The sequence below is a fragment of the Vibrio sp. ZOR0018 genome, assembly GCF_963865925.1.
In the GTDB taxonomy this organism is placed as follows: domain Bacteria; phylum Pseudomonadota; class Gammaproteobacteria; order Enterobacterales; family Vibrionaceae; genus Vibrio; species Vibrio anguillarum.
On sequence record NZ_CAWMCN010000107.1, the window covers coordinates 1 to 20181 of the forward strand.

At 44.9% G+C, this 20181-nt stretch carries 15 protein-coding genes and 2 pseudogenes; 5 read left to right on the forward strand and 12 right to left on the reverse strand.

What is annotated here, in order from left to right:
* From AACR75_RS08095 to AACR75_RS08135, 9 genes and pseudogenes are all read right to left on the reverse strand, one after another.
* A partial coding sequence (locus AACR75_RS08095) for a DUF6531 domain-containing protein (RefSeq protein WP_047687695.1) occupies positions 1–3494 on the reverse strand: 3494 nt, incomplete at its 3' end.
* The gene (locus AACR75_RS08100; protein WP_047687697.1) at positions 3491–4402 is read right to left on the reverse strand and encodes a DUF4123 domain-containing protein; all 912 of its coding nucleotides are present in this window, start codon (positions 4400–4402) and stop codon (positions 3491–3493) included. The genes AACR75_RS08095 and AACR75_RS08100, both read right to left, overlap by 4 nt.
* Positions 4399–5361 carry a DUF4123 domain-containing protein gene (locus AACR75_RS08105; RefSeq protein WP_047687699.1) on the reverse strand — a complete coding sequence of 321 codons (963 nt, stop codon included), beginning with the start codon at positions 5359–5361 and terminating at the stop codon, positions 4399–4401. The genes AACR75_RS08100 and AACR75_RS08105 overlap by 4 nt, the downstream gene beginning before the upstream one ends.
* A gap of 26 nt (positions 5362–5387) precedes the next feature.
* On the reverse strand, positions 5388–6227 hold the full coding sequence (locus AACR75_RS08110; protein ID WP_081989611.1) for an ankyrin repeat domain-containing protein: 840 nt from the start codon (positions 6225–6227) through the stop codon (positions 5388–5390).
* Positions 6228–6242: 15 nt separating this feature from the next.
* Complete coding sequence (locus AACR75_RS08115; RefSeq protein WP_045609219.1) at positions 6243–7091, reverse strand: ankyrin repeat domain-containing protein; 849 nt, start codon at positions 7089–7091, stop codon at positions 6243–6245.
* 1326 nt (positions 7092–8417) lie between these two features.
* Positions 8418–8714 (reverse strand): annotated as a pseudogene (locus tag AACR75_RS08120) (PAAR domain-containing protein); the annotation flags it as partial.
* Between the two features lie 2 nt (positions 8715–8716).
* The gene (locus AACR75_RS08125; RefSeq protein WP_047687704.1) at positions 8717–10780 is read right to left on the reverse strand and encodes a type VI secretion system Vgr family protein; all 2064 of its coding nucleotides are present in this window, start codon (positions 10778–10780) and stop codon (positions 8717–8719) included.
* Positions 10781–10870: 90 nt separating this feature from the next.
* A complete protein-coding gene (hcp-2, locus tag AACR75_RS08130) occupies positions 10871–11389 on the reverse strand; it encodes a type VI secretion system effector Hcp-2 (RefSeq protein ID WP_001142950.1) in 519 nt (172 codons plus the stop codon).
* Positions 11390–11622: 233 nt separating this feature from the next.
* Positions 11623–12426 (reverse strand): annotated as a pseudogene (locus AACR75_RS08135) (ATPase); the annotation flags it as partial.
* Between the two features lie 276 nt (positions 12427–12702).
* On the opposite strand from AACR75_RS08135, the gene AACR75_RS08140 reads away from it, so the two are divergent.
* Both AACR75_RS08140 and AACR75_RS08145 read left to right on the forward strand, forming a co-directional pair.
* Positions 12703–13056: a hypothetical protein gene (locus tag AACR75_RS08140; RefSeq protein ID WP_047687706.1), complete on the forward strand. Its 354-nt coding sequence runs from the start codon at positions 12703–12705 to the stop codon at positions 13054–13056.
* Between the two features lie 326 nt (positions 13057–13382).
* The gene (locus AACR75_RS08145; RefSeq protein ID WP_047687708.1) at positions 13383–13937 is read left to right on the forward strand and encodes a hypothetical protein; all 555 of its coding nucleotides are present in this window, start codon (positions 13383–13385) and stop codon (positions 13935–13937) included.
* A 335-nt stretch (positions 13938–14272) separates the two neighbouring features.
* On the opposite strand, the gene tdh is transcribed toward AACR75_RS08145, so the two are convergent.
* A complete protein-coding gene (tdh, locus tag AACR75_RS08150) occupies positions 14273–15304 on the reverse strand; it encodes an L-threonine 3-dehydrogenase (RefSeq protein WP_019281861.1) in 1032 nt (343 codons plus the stop codon).
* Positions 15301–16497, reverse strand: coding sequence for a glycine C-acetyltransferase (locus AACR75_RS08155; protein ID WP_047687710.1), 1197 nt, complete (start codon positions 16495–16497; stop codon positions 15301–15303). The genes tdh and AACR75_RS08155 overlap by 4 nt, the downstream gene beginning before the upstream one ends.
* Positions 16498–16672: 175 nt before the next feature.
* Between AACR75_RS08155 and AACR75_RS08160 the strand changes: the two genes are divergently transcribed.
* Both AACR75_RS08160 and gloA2 read left to right on the forward strand, forming a co-directional pair.
* Complete coding sequence (locus AACR75_RS08160; protein ID WP_013868013.1) at positions 16673–17596, forward strand: LysR family transcriptional regulator; 924 nt, start codon at positions 16673–16675, stop codon at positions 17594–17596.
* A gap of 9 nt (positions 17597–17605) precedes the next feature.
* Positions 17606–17989 (forward strand): SMU1112c/YaeR family gloxylase I-like metalloprotein, encoded by a 384-nt coding sequence (gene gloA2, locus AACR75_RS08165; RefSeq protein WP_017046047.1) that lies wholly within the window; start codon positions 17606–17608, stop codon positions 17987–17989.
* Between the two features lie 29 nt (positions 17990–18018).
* Here the strand turns inward: gloA2 and AACR75_RS08170 are convergent, their stop codons facing one another.
* Entirely contained in the window at positions 18019–18384 is a 366-nt protein-coding gene (locus AACR75_RS08170) for a hypothetical protein (protein ID WP_026028259.1), read from the reverse strand.
* A 344-nt stretch (positions 18385–18728) separates the two neighbouring features.
* On the opposite strand from AACR75_RS08170, the gene uhpT reads away from it, so the two are divergent.
* The gene (uhpT, locus tag AACR75_RS08175) at positions 18729–20123 is read left to right on the forward strand and encodes a hexose-6-phosphate:phosphate antiporter (protein WP_017048964.1); all 1395 of its coding nucleotides are present in this window, start codon (positions 18729–18731) and stop codon (positions 20121–20123) included.
* Positions 20124–20181 lie beyond the last annotated feature (58 nt).

Genomic DNA, 20181 nt, shown 5'->3' on the forward strand with positions numbered 1-20181 from the left:
GCATCGTTAATGCCTACGAGCCTGTCTAGGGCATCGTACTGATACTGGCGTAAGCTATCACCATTTCTACCAAGCTGTTGCTCTAGCAGTAACCCTGTTTCACTCCATTGGTGGTGAAGGCTAAACCCCTGCTCTGTAGCGCGAGTTTGCTCATGTCCACTCGGGTGATACGCAAATTGCAGCGGGGTATGCTCGCCTACAGACAGTTGCTGTAATTGGTGCTTCGTCCATTGATATTGTCGCGCGGTTTTGCTGCCTGATGAACCAATACGGCGGCCATGTTCGTCGTATTCATGAACGAGCGAGGTGCCGTTGAGGTTTTCTTCAAGGAGCAATCCTGATGGACTGTAAGCAAAGGAGACCCACGCATCACCATTTTCGGTGTAGGTTAAGCGAGAGGCGGCGTCGTACTCATACCAAGCTTTACCCAATTGTTGCTCGTTGTGGTCAAGCGTCACCGTATCGAGTAGTTTTCCTGAAGGGTCGTAACTGTGGCAATGTTGTACACCATCCGGTTTGATGTGACGATTCAGTCGACCTGCTGCATCGTACTGATAGTGGTCGACACGGGCATCATAGTGGTGCTCCGCACAAACTCGTCCACCTTGATCAAACTCATAGAACCATTTTTCACCCTGTCGATTGGTGACACCAGCAAATTCTGCCTCAGCGTTGTAATGATAGTGTGTGGTTGCCCCAAAAGGGTCCGTAACCTGCCTCAGCTTATCAAATGCTCCGTAATTAAAGTGCTGACTATGCCCAAGCGCATCCGTCACTTTAATTAAATTACCTTCTATATCGTATTCAAAATGCGCTTGCGTTCCATCTTCATACTGAATTCGACAAGGTTGCTTGCTGTTCTTCTCGTAAACCCATTCTCGCACTTGCTTATTGTCAGTCACGCGCTTTATCAAGCGCCCCTGCCCGTCGTAAAACAAGTCCATACCGTAACCGACAGGTGGCTCAACCCGAGCCAACAAGCCATTGCTATAGTACGAGTAATGGGTTATTGAACCGTCAGGCCCTGTCACGCTTGCACGTTGGCCAAACTCGGTATAGGTCATTTGGGTTTTACGGTTTTCTGGGTCGGTAATGGATGTCACATCACCAAACGGATTGTGCTCATAAAACCAAACTGCACCCATCGGGTTTGTATAACTTACCAGCCAACCTTGTTCGTTGTATTTATAGTGGTGCTCAGCGCCATTAGGTTCAATGACTCGGGTTACGTTACCCCAATTGTCATAGGTGTACTCTACCGTTTCTCCTAATGCATTTGTCTTGCTAAGCAGAAACTCGTCATGCCAAACACTTGTCGTTTGATTACCGAACTCATCCACAAATAAAAAGGGGCGATTACGTTCGTCCAAGTGCACTGCTTGAGTGCCACCAAATGGGTTACGGTAATAATGGATATGATTGTCATCATCGTAGTGCAGTTTGTCGTTCCAGTACCGACCAGAACAGCGCGTCGCAATGGCTCGGCCCTTATCGTCATAATCATGCTCTACCCAAGTTTGAGAAAGATCATTCCAGCGCGTTAAGTAACCTTCTTTACTGTATTGGTAGTCAAAGCTGCGCCCTGCTTCCGCACGGACAGATGTTAAGAATCCTTTTTTGTCATAACTGTACTGTGCGAGTCTATAAACTGGCGTTTTATCCGCTTTACAAAGCGTTAAAGTGTGGATTCGTCTTTTTTTAGTTTCAACTTGAACTAATCGACCATCACAAAGTACTATCCATTTCAGTGTGCCCCGGTCGTACAAAAACTGCGTCGCGTTTCCATAGGCGTCTTGTTGTTTTGTAAGACGTAAGGTTGTACCTACTGCATGTTCAAAATGATATTCCAGCCCGCTCTTATTTTTTAGGATCAACTCTCCACGCTCACCGCGATGTAAGCACCACTGTGGCATTAACTCCGAACGAGTCGGTGAACCTTGATAAGGTGCGTCAAAAAAGGCTATCGAGTAATCTTTATCAATAAATTTAACGGTAGAGCCTTCAGTCGTTAGGCTTATATCCCAATTACTGCGCCAAAGTTTACCAAGTAAACCGGTCTCTCGTTCTCCCGAAGATTGATAGTAGCGATTATGAACAAGCGATAGCCGAGATGAAACAACAAAATCCTCTCTAGTCTCGTAAGCTTTACCCGTCAATAAATCAACTGGCTCGCCGACCCCGCATGTCTCGTTAGTTTTTTTCCCGCCACTCCCAACACACGTCTCTGAATTTCCATCCCCTTTCTCAGATTGGTTTCTGTATGGGTCGGCCTTACCTGCGTTGGCATTTTGTGGGGTAACCGCGGTATTTTTTTTTGTCGTGGTACCGGGAATACGCGTGGAGACGAGCTTTGTAAACTCATCGATTTTGCCGCGCATCCAGTCAATGGACTCTTTGATCTTACTCTTTAGGTCTTTCAAGGCCTTAATGAAAAATGCAAATTCGTCTTTCATCATCAAGAAAATCCAACTGCTGCTCGCAGAATCCTTGAGGACTTTTGTCAAACCGTTAATGATTTTGTTGAGCAGGACATCAGCCTCAACAGCCACCTCATCGAGCTTGTCGCCAAAGCTCAATAAGTACTTAACAATGTTGCCGTTTGACAGGCTGCGAATTTTCTTTATCGCCAGTTGTATCACACCTGGGTCTGCTTTTTTCAGTGTATCTAGGATCGTTAAACCGATTTTTTTACCCGCATCACCCAAACCGGGGATGAAACCCAACGCAATAAGTGCGCCTTCAGCCCAATGCCACTCATCAAGGCTTTTGCCTTCATAGGTTTTCCAACCCCAACCACCAAGATCATAAAGATCCATTGCTTGACCGACTACCGGCACAAAGCCAAGCGCGACTTCGCAAAATAGGATCAGCGCTTCATTGTCTTTTCCTTGGCCTGCTACTTCACCCGCTAGGCCACAGTGTGCGCGGTTTACCGCTTCTTTTAAGGAAGTCGGCCCATCGTTTATCTGCTCATGTAACTCCCAGAACCGCTTATAGGCTTCTTCATATCCGTCTGGAGCAACACCAAACATTGACATGATACCAACACCATCAACGTCAACTTCATCTTTGTCGCTGCCGTCCGCATCGTAAGTCAGGTAGCCTTTTCGGTTTAAAATGACGTACAGGGCAAAGTATTCTCCGGTGATGGCGGCGTATTCTGGGTTGCTCTGAAACGCGGGGTTGTTCGCCAACACTTCCTTTGGCTCATAATCATCTGAACCTTCTTCCAGATACAACTCATAGCCACCACAAGGCATATTGATCACTTTCAGCAAGCCATTTTCATCTGTTTGCCCAGTCGTTTCACCTTTTTTACTGTCGACAATGGTGTATGGCGCTTCTTTTATCGGGCTACCGTCGTCGTAATGGCAACGTACAAAAACTTCACAACTGCACTCTTTACAGTTGCCTTCTTTGACATTGTCTGTAGAGAAATTAAGCTCAGCGGCTTGTGCACTACTCATTAGCTCCGTGTGCTTATTCTGGCTCATGACGTCGACGACTCCTCGTTTGTTTGTTTTAGTGCTTGAGCAAACAGCTGATCCATTTGACTTTTTTGACCCAGATGACGTGGCTTACTCAACGCTTCTTTCGCCCATGACGTCTCAATAAAGTCTTTGCCCATTACGACTGAGAGGCTTAAATAGCGCACCACATCGTTAGGTTGCTCAAACCCGTAATCTCTTGCTTGTTTGGTTTGCTGCGGCAAAAATGCTTTCCACTCATCCTCACTCCATACATGAGTGACCGGGTGATGCTGCTGAAGGTGCTCACGATATTTTTGGTGTTGATGTCGGTCCGCCCAGTTCGACAAAGCTAGGTATTGCTCATCCGTAAGTTGAATGGGCGTTTTTACCAGCACCTCTGGACGCATATCACCAATGAGAGCGCTGAAGGATACTGACCCATCTTCGGCCTCCCAATAGCAGAGCGATTGGATTGGCCCTTTTAACTCGGGCTGTTTCTCTGCGGCTGTCGCATTCCATAAAACATGGAAAATGCTCCAGTCAGTGCTCCGTAGTATCGCCACTTCCTGCTCGGGAGCTTGCGCCAATGACCAAGTTCGTAAATGACTGAGTAACATCTCTTGCTGTCTGTCTAACGTCTCACCATGAAAGGCTTCATTAATTTGAATGGCCATTCCCCAATTTGACTTATGGGTAATGTTTTCATCTAACCAGTCAATGGAATGCATTGGTATCAAGTAAGGTGAAATTGAAGCGTGAACCTCGCCCATTTCATCCCAGTACAATCGACTTTGAGGCTGAGGTGAAGGGATAAAATTCAACACGCCCGAGTTTATGGCTGAGTCGACTAAAAGCCACCAGCCTTTTTGTTTTGATCTCTCTTGCCACTCTTGGCGCGAGATTTGTGCAATATTTGGCCATTGATTCATCATGACTCGAAGCCTGCTTTTCCTTCCATGCCCAACCAACCCTCTGTTCGATAATTCATGAGTTCGTCTCTGCGGCCTTGGTATTTTTCGTTAAACTTACCAATTGCATTTCTCAACGAGTGATGGGCTAACAAATCATAAAAATCTGGGTGTTCATCGAACTTGTCCCCCAAATAAAACCGATACAAGGCAAAAGTTTCCCTTCCAAGAGCATCGGTATCTGGATACTTTTGTGCAGCAAGCTCTAGCCCTTCGTTGAATCGAATGGCGACGTTTTCTCTTGGTAGCAACCATGCATAATTCGGTGCGAGTTTGTTATGCAGAGAATCAATTAGTGAGTCCAACCTCTCCGGATAGAAAAACAGGCTGTACTGGCTAGGAGTCAACTTGACTGGGTAGGTCACCAATTGTTGGTTTAACTCTTCCATCGGCTCACCCGCCACTTCTCCACTCATAACTGCGCAGAGGTGTGGCTTGTCCTCGTTAAGACAAGGCGTGTAGATCTGGCAATGTTCACCTTTAAAGGCTTGTTTTGGGATATCTGTTAAAATCGAGTAAAAAGAGGTAATAACCATCGGATCATAGAAACGCAATAACGCTTCTTGTCCATCTGGATAAATCACAGACAACCAATTTCGCCAATGCTGATAAATTTGTTTTAAGCTGCCTTTATAGCGACCAACGACACCGAGTCTCTCATAATATTTGGTGTAATCATTCAACCAATACAATAGGCTTTCACCGGGGTTTCCATCAACAATGGTAATTAATACCGGGGATGCATCTTGATATTGCATGTACTTGCTATCTTGCCATAAGTAACACCACTCTACATCAGAGCGCAGCCTCATCGTTTTCCAAAACTCATTCGCTTCAGGGTGCTGCACTTGATCGAAAATGACATACAGGGTGCCCTCTTCCGTTTCGGATAGAACTTCAAAAATCGACTTTAAGTTATCCACTTACCAAACACCTTTTAAAAAACGTTTTACAGATGCACATCAATGCCATAGCGCTCTCTTAAGATTTTTTCATCAGCCAACTTGGATTCTTCAGATTGAGGCTTTAGAAATCTATTCACTCCTTCAACCTTACACTCTGAACGCGGCTCGATCATTTTCTGTTGGATGGTAAGCATTTTTTGGTACGCTTCCGACTTGCTATCCATGTTATTTAAGCGATTCTGTACTGCATAAGCCAAGGTCACACCAGACTTATCCATTACAAAGGGGTCAGCACCATTGTCCAAAAGGTAAATAGCTTCATCAAAACTTGTTAATACAAAGTTAAACATAGGAGTTTGACCCAAAGTATCTTTCGCATTTACGTCTGCACCGTACTCAACTAACAGCTTTAACGAGTCATTTCCTGCTAATTCAGGCACGTTAAAAATTAAGCTGTCTCCTTTATCTGATAAGTTCGGATCCATACCACTCTCTAACATAGCATTTAGAGCTTCAGTGGTTTTTCGCCACATAGCCAAGTAAGCAACAGAACCATTTTGTCCTCGAGAGCCTAATTTAGCTGAAGGGTCAGCTCCCAATGCCATCAACATTTTGATAGCTGGAATATTGGTATCTGCAACGGAAAAAGCGAGTAAGGTGTAGTTTTCCGTACCCGGAGCATCAATGTCCGGTAATTTTTCTGCCAACTGCTTAGCTTTTTCAATATCCTTTTTCTTAATGGCTTCGGCAACTGTTAGTAAATCACCTGAAAAAAACACTTCTGGATACGGTTTACTACGAAACATATTGAGCACTCCTGCTTTCGCGGTCAAAGGCAGCAGTAGTACAGTACCCAGTAATACAGCCACCACTTGGTTTAACATCCGCTGATGCTCCGTTTAAAGTTTCGCATCAATGCCATAACGCTCGCGTAGAATCTTTTCATCAGCCAACTTGGATTCTTCAGATTGAGGCTTTAGAAATCTATTCACTCCTTCAACCTTACACTCTGAACGCGGTCGATATCCCCTAGGCTCTTTGCAATAGACGATGTCGTTACGAAAACGCTCACCGTAAGGGGTTAGTGCCGGAAACTTCACACCAAGATCTATCATCTTCTGTTGGATGGTAAGCATTTTTTGGTAAGCCTCTGTAGACTTATCCATATTATTAAGCTCATCCTGAACAGAATAAGCCGTTGTCATTCCTGATCTATCCATTACAAAAGGATCCGCACCATGGTCCAGCAGATATAACGCCTCATCGAAACTAACATTAATAAAATCAAATAAAGGCGTTTGGCCTAAGCGATCTCTGGCATTTACATCAGCACCAAACTCAACGAGAAGCTTGAGCGAGTCATTGTCTCTAAGTTCAGGAACTTTATAAATCAATGTTCTATCAGTTTCTCTTTGATCAGGGTCCATCCCTGACTCAAGCAGAGCTCTTAGCGCTTCCGTGCTTCGATTCCACATTGAAAAGGAGCCAATTGTCCCCCTATCTTTATGTCTACCTATTTGATGGGCAGGGTCAGCCCCAAGCTCCATTAGCATATGGATCGCTGCAGCATTTGAATCCGCTACCGAAAATGCTAGAAGCGTAAAGTTTTCGAAACCAGTTTTATCGATGTTGTCTAGATTTTTGGAAAGTTCTTTAGCCCTATCAATATCGTTGCTCTTTATCGCTTGGGCAATGGGTAACAACTCTCCCGAAAAAAAAGTCTCAGGTTTAGGTTCTTTATTTGACATACTTCGTCCTCCAGACACAGCATTAAATGAACACAAAATAGCTACTAGAATTAAATAACTTAAACTACGAGCCATAGATTAGGCCTGCTTTGCAAGTGAATGTAAGTCATTCACTTTACGTTCTTCTATCGCCTCTCGCATCATATCCATCCCATGTAAGTCGAGCTTTTCTTTTCCTTTAACACCAGCGTAACCAATAGCGCTCCCAGCTAGGGCTCCAATCATGGCTCCTCGCGATCCCAAACCAGCGGCTATTGCCCCCCCAACCCCTGCTGCTGTCAAAGTCAGTGATTTAGGTTTCGGTAAGCTATGGGTTGTGTTTCCAATAGCACTTGGAGCCACGCGGTTAATCAAAAGGGCATCTTCCTGTAAGTAGGTCAGAAGTTCTCCGTCAATCCGATAACGAGTAATATTGTCATCACTCCCTTGATGTTCATCTCCAACACCATATCGTGCTACTGTCTTCTTGTGCAGTCCTGCACTGTTAAATGTTGTCGTGGAGAAATTACCCGCCTTAGAGGCTGCTGACGATAACCCACCTCCGAGAGAATGACCTGCGATTTCCACAGGTAGACCATTCTTTCTTAATATTTTACCGATCTTTACAGCTTGCTTGTAATAATCAGAATCATTCTCTCTGTTCAAACCTTGCCTTATATTGTTCAGCCAATCTTCTCCATTTTCAGTACCACGAAAGACCAAAACTGGTTTCGAGTTATCACCAAACACATCTGTATCTGGCATATATACTTCGGCTTTAAAATTAGTGTCTCCAACTCGTAGGTGTTCTTTAGATAATCCTAATTCATCCAAATCTTCATCACTCGCCAACGACCAGCCAGAGTCGTTATCAAAATCATCTGCTAGTTGCTTGCGCCTATCATCTAGTTCATCAACGGGCTTATCTAGTGTGTAGATGTGGTCACTAAGCATGGCTTTTTCAGCGGCATCCATATCTTTACTAAAGCGTTCTGCCTTCTCAGGGGCCTTAGCACTCGCTTGTTCTGTAATGGCTTCTCGTGCTTTACGTCGCATCGCCTTGGTGGTTTCACCTTCTAGCAGCGCCAACATCTCTTTTTTCGACGCACCGTTTTTTACCGAGTTAACAATCTCTTCAGCCAGAGGAGGCAAGGCGCCGGGTTGAACTTCTGTCAGTTGCGTTTTCACCTGCTGCTTTGCTAGCTCAGCAAATTGCTCGGGTATGAAAGGCGCTTTCGCCCAAAAAGCGGGCTTTGGTGTCGCCATCGGTAGGATACGCAAGAATGGAATTTTTTCCCCGCTTGCGCCTTCACCACATTCATGTGTTGGAGACTGATATGGCGTGTCCCCGATGAATACATTTCCCGAGCCTGATGCAACAGATCCACCACAATCAATAGCATCCCCGACACGAGCTGCTGGCTTTCCGTTTATTGAAACGTTTGACGAACCAGCAGATATGCTACGCCCATGGACACCATGTGGCTTATAAGGGCACGGACAAGCGTGGAGTAAAACCGCATCCCCTTTTCGAGCTGCTGGTTTACCATTAATAGATACATCACCACTGCCCGCTATAATCGGCGTGGCAGGGAAACATCCGTGACCACCGCCGCTGTCACCTAACCTTGCTGCACTCGGCATGATTACCCCCTCTCATCCGGACCATCAGGTTCTTGAGGTTTATCAGGGTCTTGCGGCTTGATCATAGCAGGAGCTGTACCAGTATCGGGTGAACCACCTTCGTTAATTTTGACCTTGGTTCCTGAAATAGTTACCCCACCGCCATCAATTTTAACGAACCCACCTGGTCCCTTAATTGTGAGGGAGTCTCCAGCTTCTAGTACAACTTTGGTTGCTTTTAAGTAACTTTCGTTTGCAACACTCACACGTTGGTTGGCACCAATCTCTTTTTCTTCAGATGCGCCAATTTGAGTGACTGTACTTCCATCAATCTTAGAGATAATTCCGCCTACAACGTGCTGACTTATCTTGCCTAAAATCTGCTTAATGACATCTCTGCCAATTTTGATCTGATGATCTTGACCAAATTCTTCAATCACATTTTTGCCAACCATTCGATTGACATTTTCAGTGATCATTTGCAGCCAGTTCCGACCCACTCTTAAGTGTCGATCTACACCGACCAGCTCTCGATGATTGTTCTCAGTAATGATGTCTTGGTCTTTCTGTGCGTGAATGAAGATTTGCTCAATACTAGCCTGATCTTCAAAACGGATTTCGTTAGAACCTTCTCCCTGATGGGTTTGTGTTTTTATAACAGTGCGAGTCTTATGGTTTGGCAGTATATAAGGTGTCACATTAGTCGCATGATAAGTCCGGCCAGTGATAATGGGCTGATCCGGGTCGCCATGCAGAAACGACACGATGACCTCGTGGCCAATACGTGGAATCGCCATAAAACCATATTGAGCCCCAGCCCAGCCTTGAGAAACACGAACCCAACATGAACTATGTTCGTTTTGCTTACTCTCTCTGTCCCATGGGAAATGAACTTTCACTCGACCATGTTCGTCACAGTAGATTTCTTCACCTGCTGGGCCAACCACCTTCGCTATCATTGGGCCATCAACCTGTGGCTTCGGCTGAGGTTTCGCACGCCACGTTTTATTAGCTGGTATAACGGTAAACTGGTTTGAATAGGTGGTGGCTCCATGGCCTCCATCCTCTTCTAGAGCTTGAGGTTGTGTACCTTGGTGAGTCACTTCAACCACGACCCAATCACGGTTGGCGCTCGCCTCTAGGTTGTCACTTAAATCAAACTTCGTACCAGCCCGAAGAGCGGGATGATTACTTTTTCCACTCCCCAAACTCGACTCTCGACGTAAGTACTCTAGACGAAGCTGGCTGAAAGCGCTCCCTGCACCATCATCCTTATATCGACCGGGGAAATCATAGTACTCATAACTGCTTTGTTGAAAGCTCAGATCGGAACCTGTTTTTTCTTGTAAGAAGCCATAATTGGGCTTCTTAAAACTGTAATCTTTAAATGTAAGATGGCTAGGCTCACTCTGATGTTCAATGAGAAACTGAGAAACAAAAGGATTGTCGGTTTGTCCCCCAGATAGACCGTTGTGAGGCACAAGCCCCGAATACTTAGAAATGAGTGTGTTGTCATCAAAAAAAATAACTGTGTGCTTTCCATCAGCCTGTTCAATGTAATAGGTGATACCTTCTTCTGCCGCTAAGCGATGAACAAATGCCAAGTCACTTTCTCGGTATTGCACACAAAACTCACGCTGGGAAAGGGTTCTTTTCAACGCAAAACTGAAGTCTATGACGCCCATTTCCTGCAAAATTTGGCTAATGATGTCTTGAACTGTTTTGAATTGGAAAATACGGCTATTGTGGCGAAGTGATAATCGCTCAAGGGCTGGTACTAAGACAAGTGAATACGAGGTATGGTGATGGCCGATATCACCTTGGGAGAATTGGCGAACAATTCCGTGGACATACTGCACTGCCTCGCCGTTACATTTCATGACCAGTTGGGCAGTTTTATCCACCACTTGTTGGGCTGTTATACTCGGTTGCCGACTGGCTAGCTCAATATTATAGCGAAAACCATAACAAGCTTGAGAAACATCAAAACGTGAATCCGAGAGAGATTCTTTGCCTTGGTAGCCTGTAACTACAAATGTTTCTTCCGGTAATCCATCAACGGTTAGGGTGAATGTTAACTTTGCCATCAACTGTGCCTTTTTTATATGGAAAATAAAGACCAGCTAGGCTGTTCCCAACCACGCTGGTCTGACCTAATCTTCACGCTGAGATGAGGATTACGCCTCGATTGGTTTACGCCAGTCGTCAGAGCCTGAGGTGCCCGCGTTAACGTGGTCCCAAGTGATTTTGCGGTAAGACAGAGACACAGTCACATTCTGAGTAAAGTCAGATTTGGCTGGGTCTTGGCAGTGTGGCATTTCACAGTGGATGTCGACGATAGACGCGTTTTCCAGCTTAGTAGTGAAGAAGTTTTCTTGTTTGCCTTCGATAGAGGTGCGATACCACTTTAGCTCAACAGACTTCAACTTTTCACCAGACGATAATGCGTTGTATAGAAGTGGAACAGATTTATTCAAGCACACTGTAAATTTAAACGGTTTATGTACACGTTGACCTGACGGCTGGCCAGATTGTGGGTCCGTCGGTACCGTCACTACGTGGTCAAACTGCTGAACCAGCATCTCATCTTCGTGGCCTTCAACGAATGAATCGCCGATAGAGTCAGCAGTACATGCACCTGCAGTGATAAGACCCTGAGTTTGGCCTTCGATAGAGATATAACATGGAGTTGGCATAGCTATTTCCTTTCTAAAAAATCATTAAATAAATGAAAGCGTTAACGCGCTCTGCGCACCGTCGCGATAGAAAGAGCAAGTGGGATGCCAACTTTCACACCATTCAAAATCAATAAGTTATAGAAACAACCCCATCAACAAAGCAAAAAGTTGCCCAACGCTGAGCAAGATCTTGCTTAGCAGGCAAAAAATCACTCGGTTAAGTGAGTAACTGAACCTGTTTTTACTGCAAATTACACAATCCACTTGAGTAGACTATGGTTACCATACATCATTGAATCACTACCATCAGTTGACTTAGCGGCACCTTAACCTCCTGAATCCTCGTAAATTCATTGAGATTTCTGGCTTTGGCGTAATCGTTCTAACTGTTGCTGCTTCTTCAATTCGGCTTCGTGATTCGCCTTTATTGTCAGAACTCGCTGATAGTTATGCTCCAACGCTTCGGGTGTCAGTTCTGCGAGATTCATGGATTGACTGAGCTCAGTGATGAATTGGTGCTTTTGTGGGTCTTCGCCTGCCCATCTCTACGCGGTATTTGATCCGGCCTCACGGTTGGATTGGTTATCACCTAATCATCCATACACTTGATTAATCATCGATTTTCTTTCATCAAAGCGCGCATTAACAACGGAAACTTGCTCTGGTGTCGGGTCCAATAAGTCATTCAGCGCTGCAGTACGGTCTTTTTCAAGCTCTGTCACCGCCTCTCGCTACTGCTTATCCATTTCAGTGCGTGATTTTGTCTCTGCCATACTGAAAAGGTTGGCATAGTGCTCGTTGGTAAAAAACTGCTTAGCCATATGGATTTGGCCTGTCACGTCTTTCATTAACGCATCGAGTGGTACCACCTTCACCGCCTCATTACCACTTGCCATACGAATTTCCGTCACTGGTACAGTTTTGGTCGTACCGTACTCATACGTCACTTTCAAACCGACCACCACACCCGGCTGATCGCCTTCACGGTTTGGGTCAATATCGGCAACAAAATCATGGCGCAGATACTCTTTATCCTTAATCACCTTACCCGATTCAGCTCTTGATTTTTTGTAAATTAAATCGGCAATATAGCTCTATTTTGGTTTGCAAAAGTTAGTATTAGATTAGGTATCTAATACAACCCACCTCCTTTGTGATTTTAATTCGGAAACAAAAAAATTCCTATTTAATCAACTAGAGGTGAATATATAAAATCAGTATATTAATTGCGATTTATATGTAGTGGCTAAATTATTCGCGATGAAGCCACTTGGATAGATAAGTGATGATATTCAAGCACCTTGAGGTTACTTGAGTATATAGAGGAAAAAATGAAAAAATTATCGCTGTTGTTATCGCTTTGTTCGCTGGGTTTCGTTACTAGTGGTTGTTTTGCTGGTGAATGGTTGAAAGGGGTTTATGTTAACCAAGATGGGTCATCTTTGATGGATGAGGCTATCTTCTGTGATAGCGGCAAAGTATACGCTGGCATGGCTCCAAGACTGTACCAAATTGAGGTAAAAGACGACGGTAACTACGTCGTGTTGAACTCGAACGGCAAGTTCACTTTTAAGATCTCAGACGACAGAACAGAGTTATTTCCTGCTGATGGATTTACCTCAAAGTGGTTCACTGAAACCAGCCTAAAGCTAGATCCAAAACGAAACGATACTTGTAACTGGTAATCGCGTTAACAGGTAAGTGCATCACGCTATGTTATTACTTACACTTGAGCCTATTGAAGGTAAAGAAGCAATTCAAAGAATGTTTGTAGAAGAGTTCGCCAAATGCAAAGATGGTTTGTATCGTGGAGAACATTTTTTAGGATGATCAATGGGCTATCTTAGAATGGAAAGACCCAATAGGTTTAATAGACTGTGGCTTTTTCAAAATTCAAAATGGCTTAATTCAATTTCAACGAGGTCACTGGGACAATTGCGCAATGCGCCTTCAGCATTTTCGCATTGCATAATTGCCCGTTAGCTTAGCGTTAAATCTATAAGGAGTATTAATGAAGATCGTGAAACGTCTCCTCAAGGAAGGAGAAAACAAGGTGTCTATTTTCGAGAAGGCTTTGGCCGAGGGACTTAATCCAAAAAAGGTTTCGAAATATCTAGCAATGTACCCCGATGCCGAAGAGTCTGAGAAATACAATAGAGCCAACAAAATCTTGATTGGCATGTATTCTGTTCTGGTTTTATTCGGTTTACTGGGTGCAGCGCCAATTCTCTCTGAGTTACCATATGGTGCAATACTTGGGGTTCTGGCCTTTGCGCTATTGATCCCTGGTGTAGTTATAAACTGTATTTATAAAAAACAGTCGATTGGGTATTTGATACTTTGCATTTTCCTCTTTAAGGGAATTCTTGATTCATTCAAAGGGTACGAAGCAGACCCTGTTGGGGTTTGGGTAGGAGTAGTCATTAATGCCTGCCTTATTGTTTATGTGGTTATATTGAAAAACAAGCTCTTCCCTCATCAAAATTTCTTTAACACAAAGAAGAACGATGAGGGTGTTTCTATCTTCACCAAAGATTTAACAAGTCAAGCAAGTGGGACTGCCTAACCGGCAGCCCCTTCTTGAGGCGTTAACCCATGGATATTTTTATCTGAAGCAGACGCGTTAGAGTTAAGGCTTTAACTCTAAATTATCCAAAAACGATTTTGAGCAACAAAAAACACCAACCATTAGCCTTTTGAAGAACAGATACCGCAAACCTTGATTCGAAATCTTGGGGCTAAACTGGCGACTAGCAGTGGAATTTTTGAAAGTGTTTAGGGCTAAATTGGGGCTTTTTGAAAGGTTGAATACGGTTTTATTTTCCACTTCACTGTTTATAAAAACAGTGTTAGCCAAAAACAAAGCGCCCCTTACGGAGCGCTCTGTGGAGAGATTTTCGGTTACTGCCAATCAAGGATAACTTTGCCAGAAAGCCCGCTGCGCATAGCATCGAAGCCCGTTTGGAAGTCATCAATTTTGTAATGGTGAGTGATGATAGGCGTTAGATCGAGACCAGATTGGATCAGGCTCGCCATCTTATACCAAGTTTCGAACATTTCACGGCCATAGATACCTTTGATCACCAAACCTTTGAAGATCACTTGGTTCCAATCGATCGCCATATCTGAAGGTGGGATACCTAATAAAGCAATACGACCACCGTGATTCATGGTTTTCAGCATAGAACTAAAGGCACTCGGTACGCCTGACATTTCAAGGCCGACGTCAAAACCTTCCGTCATGCCAAGTTCACTCATGACCTCTTCTAACTTTTGTTCCGCAACATTCACGGCGCGTGTCACGCCCATTTTGCGTGCAAGCTCAAGACGATATTCGTTGACATCAGTGATCACCACATGGCGCGCACCAACGTGTTTCGCCACTGCGGCCGCCATGATACCGATTGGACCAGCACCAGTGATCAGCACATCTTCGCCGACTAAATCAAATGACAATGCGGTATGTACCGCGTTACCAAATGGGTCAAAAATCGAGGCTAGATCATCGGAAATACCATCTGGGATCTTGAAAGCATTAAACGCAGGGATAACTAAGTATTCAGAAAATGCACCAGTGCGGTTCACACCAACACCCACAGTATTACGACATAAGTGAGTACGACCACCGCGGCAATTTCGACAATGGCCGCAAGTAATATGACCTTCGCCAGACACGCGATCACCTAATTCAAAACCGCGAACTTCTTGACCAATGCCAACCACTTCACCGACGTATTCATGGCCAACCACCATTGGCACTGGGATGGTTTTTTGTGACCACTCATCCCAGTTATAGATGTGAACATCGGTGCCACAAATCGCGGTTTTCTTAATTTTAATCAGCAGATCGTTGTGACCAAGCTCAGGCATTGGCACTTCGGTCATCCAAATACCTTGCTCTGGTTTAAGTTTGGATAATGCTTTAATTTTCATCTAATGAGCCCCATTTCTTGGCCAACAGCAATAAACGCATCAATGGCGTGGTCGAGTTGCTCGCGGCTATGCGCGGCTGACATTTGTGTTCTAATACGAGCTTGGCCTTTTGGCACGACAGGGAACGAGAAACCAACAACATAAATGCCCTTAGCTAGTGCTCGTTCTGCAAACTCTGCTGCAACGATAGCATCGCCGAGCATAATCGGGATGATGGCGTGATCCGCGCCACCCATAGTGAACCCCGCGCCTTCCATACGAGTACGGAAATGCGCGGCGTTATCCCAAAGTTGGTCGCGAAGCGCGGCGCTTTCTGCCAGTAAATCCAGCACGCGAATCGATGCTGCAACAATCGCTGGCGCAACCGAATTAGAGAATAAATAAGGACGTGAACGTTGACGAAGCCAATCAATTACCTCTTTTTTACCGGAAGTGTAGCCACCTGAGGCACCACCCATCGCTTTACCAAGGGTACCGGTGATGATATCAATACGGTCAATCACATCATGGTATTCATGCGTGCCACGGCCATTTGCACCCATAAATCCAACCGCGTGTGAATCATCCACCATGACGAGCGCGTTGTATTGATCGGCTAAATCACAAATCGCGGGCAAGTTTGCGACTACGCCATCCATTGAGAATACACCATCCGTTACGATGAGCTTATTACGAGCGCCCGCCGCATCGGCTGCGATCAACTGCTGTTCCAACTCTTGCATGTTATTGTTGGAGTAACGAAAACGCATCGCTTTACATAAACGCACACCATCAATGATTGAGGCATGGTTCAACGCGTCAGAGATAATCGCGTCTTCTTTATCTAAAATAGTTTCAAATAAACCGGTGTTTGCATCAAAACATGAGGTGTAAAGAATCGTATCTTCTTTACCTAAGAATTGAGAGAGCTTCTGTTCCAGTTGCTTATGAATATCTTGCGTACCACAGATGAAACGTACCGAAGCCATACCAAAGCCGTGACTGTCCATGCCTTGCTTCGCCGCTTCAACCAACGCAGGGTGATTAGCCAAACCAAGGTAGTTGTTGGCACAGAAGTTCAACACTTCTTCACCAGTAGAAATTTCGACCGCCGCTTGTTGCTGCGAGGTAATCACACGTTCAGATTTATACAGACCTTCCGCTTTGATTTCCTCAAGCTGGTTTTGGATCTGTTGATAAAATGCAGAAGACATTGCTACGTCCTTATTTTTATATAGCGCAATAGCTATGGTGTAGGGCAGCCTAAACGAAAAATAGACCCTTCATTTACACTGTAAAATCGCTTAATGGTATTTTAGTTGATCCCATTTACGACTATTATCCCATGACATGGAAAACCATTCGTGAACTTCAGGCACAAATACAATTATGATCACGCATCGTCTTATCGCCCTGCTGCCTGATTTAGCGGCTTTCATTCTCGTCGTCAATGAAGGTAGCTTTACGGCAGCCGCTCAAAAGCTGGGGGTAACACCTTCGGCATTAAGTAAATTGATTACCCGTTTAGAACAAGCGCTATCAGTGAAGTTATTTGAGCGAACCACGCGCCAGCTCTTAATCACTCAGGCAGGAAAGCGCGTTTATGATCAAAGTTTGTTGATGGTCAACGCTGCGCAGCAAGCGGTTGAGCTTTCAACCTCTGACCACACCGAACCTGCAGGTGCACTCACTGTTGCGGCACCTGAAGCATTTTTGAATTCAGTTCTGCAACCCCTTGTGCTTCCTTTTCTAACTCAATACCCTGAAATTCAACTTAAGCTGAGAGCTGCAGATGGTGCGATCGATTTATTCAAACACAATATTGATGTGGCGTTTAAACTGACTGATAAGCCAGATGAAAACTTGGTACTGCGTGAAATTGGCAAAACCCACTTAGTGTTGTGCGCCAGCCCAGAATATATAGCGGCCAGAGGCACGCCCACCCACCCTATCGAATTAACGGATCACGACTGCTTGTATCTTGCCGAAACCGAGCGTGACCATCTCTGGGATTTTCATAAAGAAGATGAGTTCCATACAGTGGCCGTCTCAGGCCGCTATGCAGTAAACCACTCACAAATGCGTTTGAACGGCGTGAAAAATGGCTTAGGTATCGGTATCTTCCATGATTTTGTCATTCAGCAAGCGCTCGTTGAAGGCAGCGTCGTCCGGCTATTAGCCGATTGGACGATCAAAAGTAATTACTACGGCTCAATTGCCATGCAATATCCGCAAACCAAGTACATGCCAGCAAGGCTGCGGGTGTTCATTGATTACGTCACTGAACATTTGGTCAGCCAGCTCAACAAATAAAGGTTAATCATGCTAAAACGAATCCACCACGCGGCGATTATTTGTTCAGACTACGCACGTTCCAAAGCGTTTTATACTCAGATCTTAGGGCTGCCTGTTATTGCTGAAAATTACCGCGCCGCTCGCGATTCATACAAGCTGGATCTTGCTCTGCCCGATGGCGGACAAATTGAGCTGTTCTCATTTCCAAATACACCACCAAGACCAAGCTTCCCTGAAGCTCAAGGGCTACGACATTTAGCGTTTGTGGTGGACAGTGTCAGTGAAGTCAAAGCGTATTTAGAGGAAAAAGGCGTCATCGTCGAACCCATCCGCGTTGATGAGTTCACTGGTCGAGAATACACATTTTTCGCCGACCCAGATGGTTTACCGTTAGAGCTTTATTCTGAATAGTGAATAGTGGAAGGAATCAAGGCTATTTTCTAACGCCAGTACAACAGATTAAATAATGGTGGCGCACGAGGAACTTGTTTTTCAAATCGTACACTTAGAGCCAAAAAAGTGTAGCTGTCTGAAACAAACAAGTTCAGTCGTGTCAGTAAAGGTGTCGTTGGAAGTGAATCTTGATGAAAGGTGGAGAAATGAGCAAAGGGACAGGGTTTCGTATGCTGTGTCTGTACTTTTCCCTCTTCAATTTGAACCAGCTCAAAACCATTAATGGTACACAGTGTGGCCCAAACCCCCGCCGTATTGCCATGCGCGTTTATTACAGGCATAAGCGACACCAACACCCAACTGAGCGCGCTGGTGAGCAACATTATTCTGTTAAAACGGTTTAGGCGAATCATAGCAACACTCAATTTTTTCTTGTTGACACTATATAACGCAATGATAAAAATAACAGTGCGGCAGCGCTAAAAACTTAACAAACACCCTCAAGTTCGCTACAAATCGTTAGCTTAAAGACGACGTTTCAAGATGCATATCAATGTGACTCCATTCACGCTTTGTCTATCAATCCACCCAAACTAGGAAATATTCCTAACTCAGTTAGGCCATGCCCTCAAGTCAATCGCCAAGCCGATTTTTACAATCACTCTATGATGCAGCCAGACGGTTGCTAGCCATTCGACTCTGGTGTGAATTGACTGACAGCAGAGATTTCTTTGACGTGATTTTCTAAGGATTTCACATGCTAAAACTTTTGCAACAGGTTCGGCTACCGACCCTCGATCTCCCCGCAGCAGAACGCCGTAAAATGTGGTTCAAACCATTTTTACAATCATACCTTGTGGTGTTTATTGGCTACATGGCGATGTATTTAGTGCGCAAAAACTTCAACGTTGCACAAAACGATATGATTTCAACCTACGGCTTGTCGATGACACAGCTAGGGCTGATTGGTCTTGGTTTCTCGATCACTTACGGGATTGGTAAGACAGTGGTCTCTTACTACGCCGATGGCAAGAACACGAAACAGTTCCTACCTTTTATGCTGATCCTTTCTGGTATTGCAATGCTTGGATTTAGCATGAGCATGGGCGGTTCAAGCGTCAGCATTTTCCTAATGGTTGCTTTTTATGCGCTAAGCGGTTTTTTCCAAAGTACTGGTGGGCCATCAAGCTACTCCACTATCACCAAATGGACGCCCAAAAATAAACGCGGCACCTACTTAGGTTTATGGAATATGTCGCACAATGTCGGCGGCGCAGGTGCGGCAGGCGTAGCACTGTTTGGTGCAAACTATCTCTTTAATGGTCACGTTGTGGGCATGTTTGTGTTCCCATCAATCATCGCATTAGTGGTGGGTTTCATTGGTTTGCGTTACGGTAGTGACTCTCCTGAAGCATACGGTTTAGGTACGGTCGAAGAGTTGTTTGATGAAGCGGTCAGTGAGGAAGATATTGCTGCGGAAGAAAACCAAATGACCAAACGTGAGATCTTTGTTGAATACATTTTGAAAAACAAAGTGATTTGGTTACTCTGCTTTGCCAACATCTTCCTCTACATCGTGCGTATCGGCATCGACCAGTGGTCTACTGTGTATGCCTATCAAGAACTTGGTTTGTCAAAAGAAGCGGCCATTTCAGGCTTCACTCTCTTTGAAGTGGGCGCATTAGTCGGCACTTTAATGTGGGGTTATCTGTCCGATCTTGCTAATGGCCGCCGAGCTTTGGTCGCCTGTGTCTCTCTGGGACTCATCATTGTTGCGCTCGAATTCTATCAGCACGCCACCAGCGAGTTTATGTATCTCGGGTCACTGTTTGTGCTAGGTTTCCTTGTTTTTGGCCCACAATTACTGATTGGTGTTGCTGCGGTTGGCTTTGTGCCGAAAAAAGCGATCAGTGTCGCCGATGGCGTTAAAGGCACCTTTGCTTACTTAATTGGTGATAGTTTTGCCAAACTTGGCCTAGGTATGATCGCCGACGGTACACCGATTTTTGGCCTCACTGGCTGGAAGGGCACCTTTGCTGCGCTCGACACTTCAGCGATGATCTGTATCGTACTGCTGATTTTTGTCGCGATCGCAGAAGAGCGTAAGATCCGCCATGAGAAAAGGCTAAAGCTGGCCGCAGCTGCCGCTTAGCTCCCAGCAAAATCAAACGCGATATTCTCTTTTATGAGTGTGTCGCGTTTTATTGTGC

What these genes read in the sequence shown, in the direction of transcription:
- AACR75_RS08100 (WP_047687697.1), bottom strand. Translation starts at nt 4,402, where the DNA reads ATGATGAATCAATGGCCAAATATTGCACAAATCTCGCGCCAAGAGTGG.
- AACR75_RS08160 (WP_013868013.1), top strand. Translation starts at nt 16,673, where the DNA reads ATGATCACGCATCGTCTTATCGCCCTGCTGCCTGATTTAGCGGCTTTC.
- AACR75_RS08170 (WP_026028259.1), bottom strand. Translation starts at nt 18,384, where the DNA reads ATGATTCGCCTAAACCGTTTTAACAGAATAATGTTGCTCACCAGCGCG.
- gloA2 (WP_017046047.1), top strand. Translation starts at nt 17,606, where the DNA reads ATGCTAAAACGAATCCACCACGCGGCGATTATTTGTTCAGACTACGCA.
- hcp-2 (WP_001142950.1), bottom strand. Translation starts at nt 11,389, where the DNA reads ATGCCAACTCCATGTTATATCTCTATCGAAGGCCAAACTCAGGGTCTT.
- tdh (WP_019281861.1), bottom strand. Translation starts at nt 15,304, where the DNA reads ATGAAAATTAAAGCATTATCCAAACTTAAACCAGAGCAAGGTATTTGG.
- AACR75_RS08140 (WP_047687706.1), top strand. Translation starts at nt 12,703, where the DNA reads ATGAAAAAATTATCGCTGTTGTTATCGCTTTGTTCGCTGGGTTTCGTT.
- uhpT (WP_017048964.1), top strand. Translation starts at nt 18,729, where the DNA reads ATGCTAAAACTTTTGCAACAGGTTCGGCTACCGACCCTCGATCTCCCC.
- AACR75_RS08145 (WP_047687708.1), top strand. Translation starts at nt 13,383, where the DNA reads ATGAAGATCGTGAAACGTCTCCTCAAGGAAGGAGAAAACAAGGTGTCT.
- AACR75_RS08110 (WP_081989611.1), bottom strand. Translation starts at nt 6,227, where the DNA reads ATGTTAAACCAAGTGGTGGCTGTATTACTGGGTACTGTACTACTGCTG.
- AACR75_RS08155 (WP_047687710.1), bottom strand. Translation starts at nt 16,497, where the DNA reads ATGTCTTCTGCATTTTATCAACAGATCCAAAACCAGCTTGAGGAAATC.
- AACR75_RS08115 (WP_045609219.1), bottom strand. Translation starts at nt 7,091, where the DNA reads ATGTCAAATAAAGAACCTAAACCTGAGACTTTTTTTTCGGGAGAGTTG.
- AACR75_RS08125 (WP_047687704.1), bottom strand. Translation starts at nt 10,780, where the DNA reads ATGGCAAAGTTAACATTCACCCTAACCGTTGATGGATTACCGGAAGAA.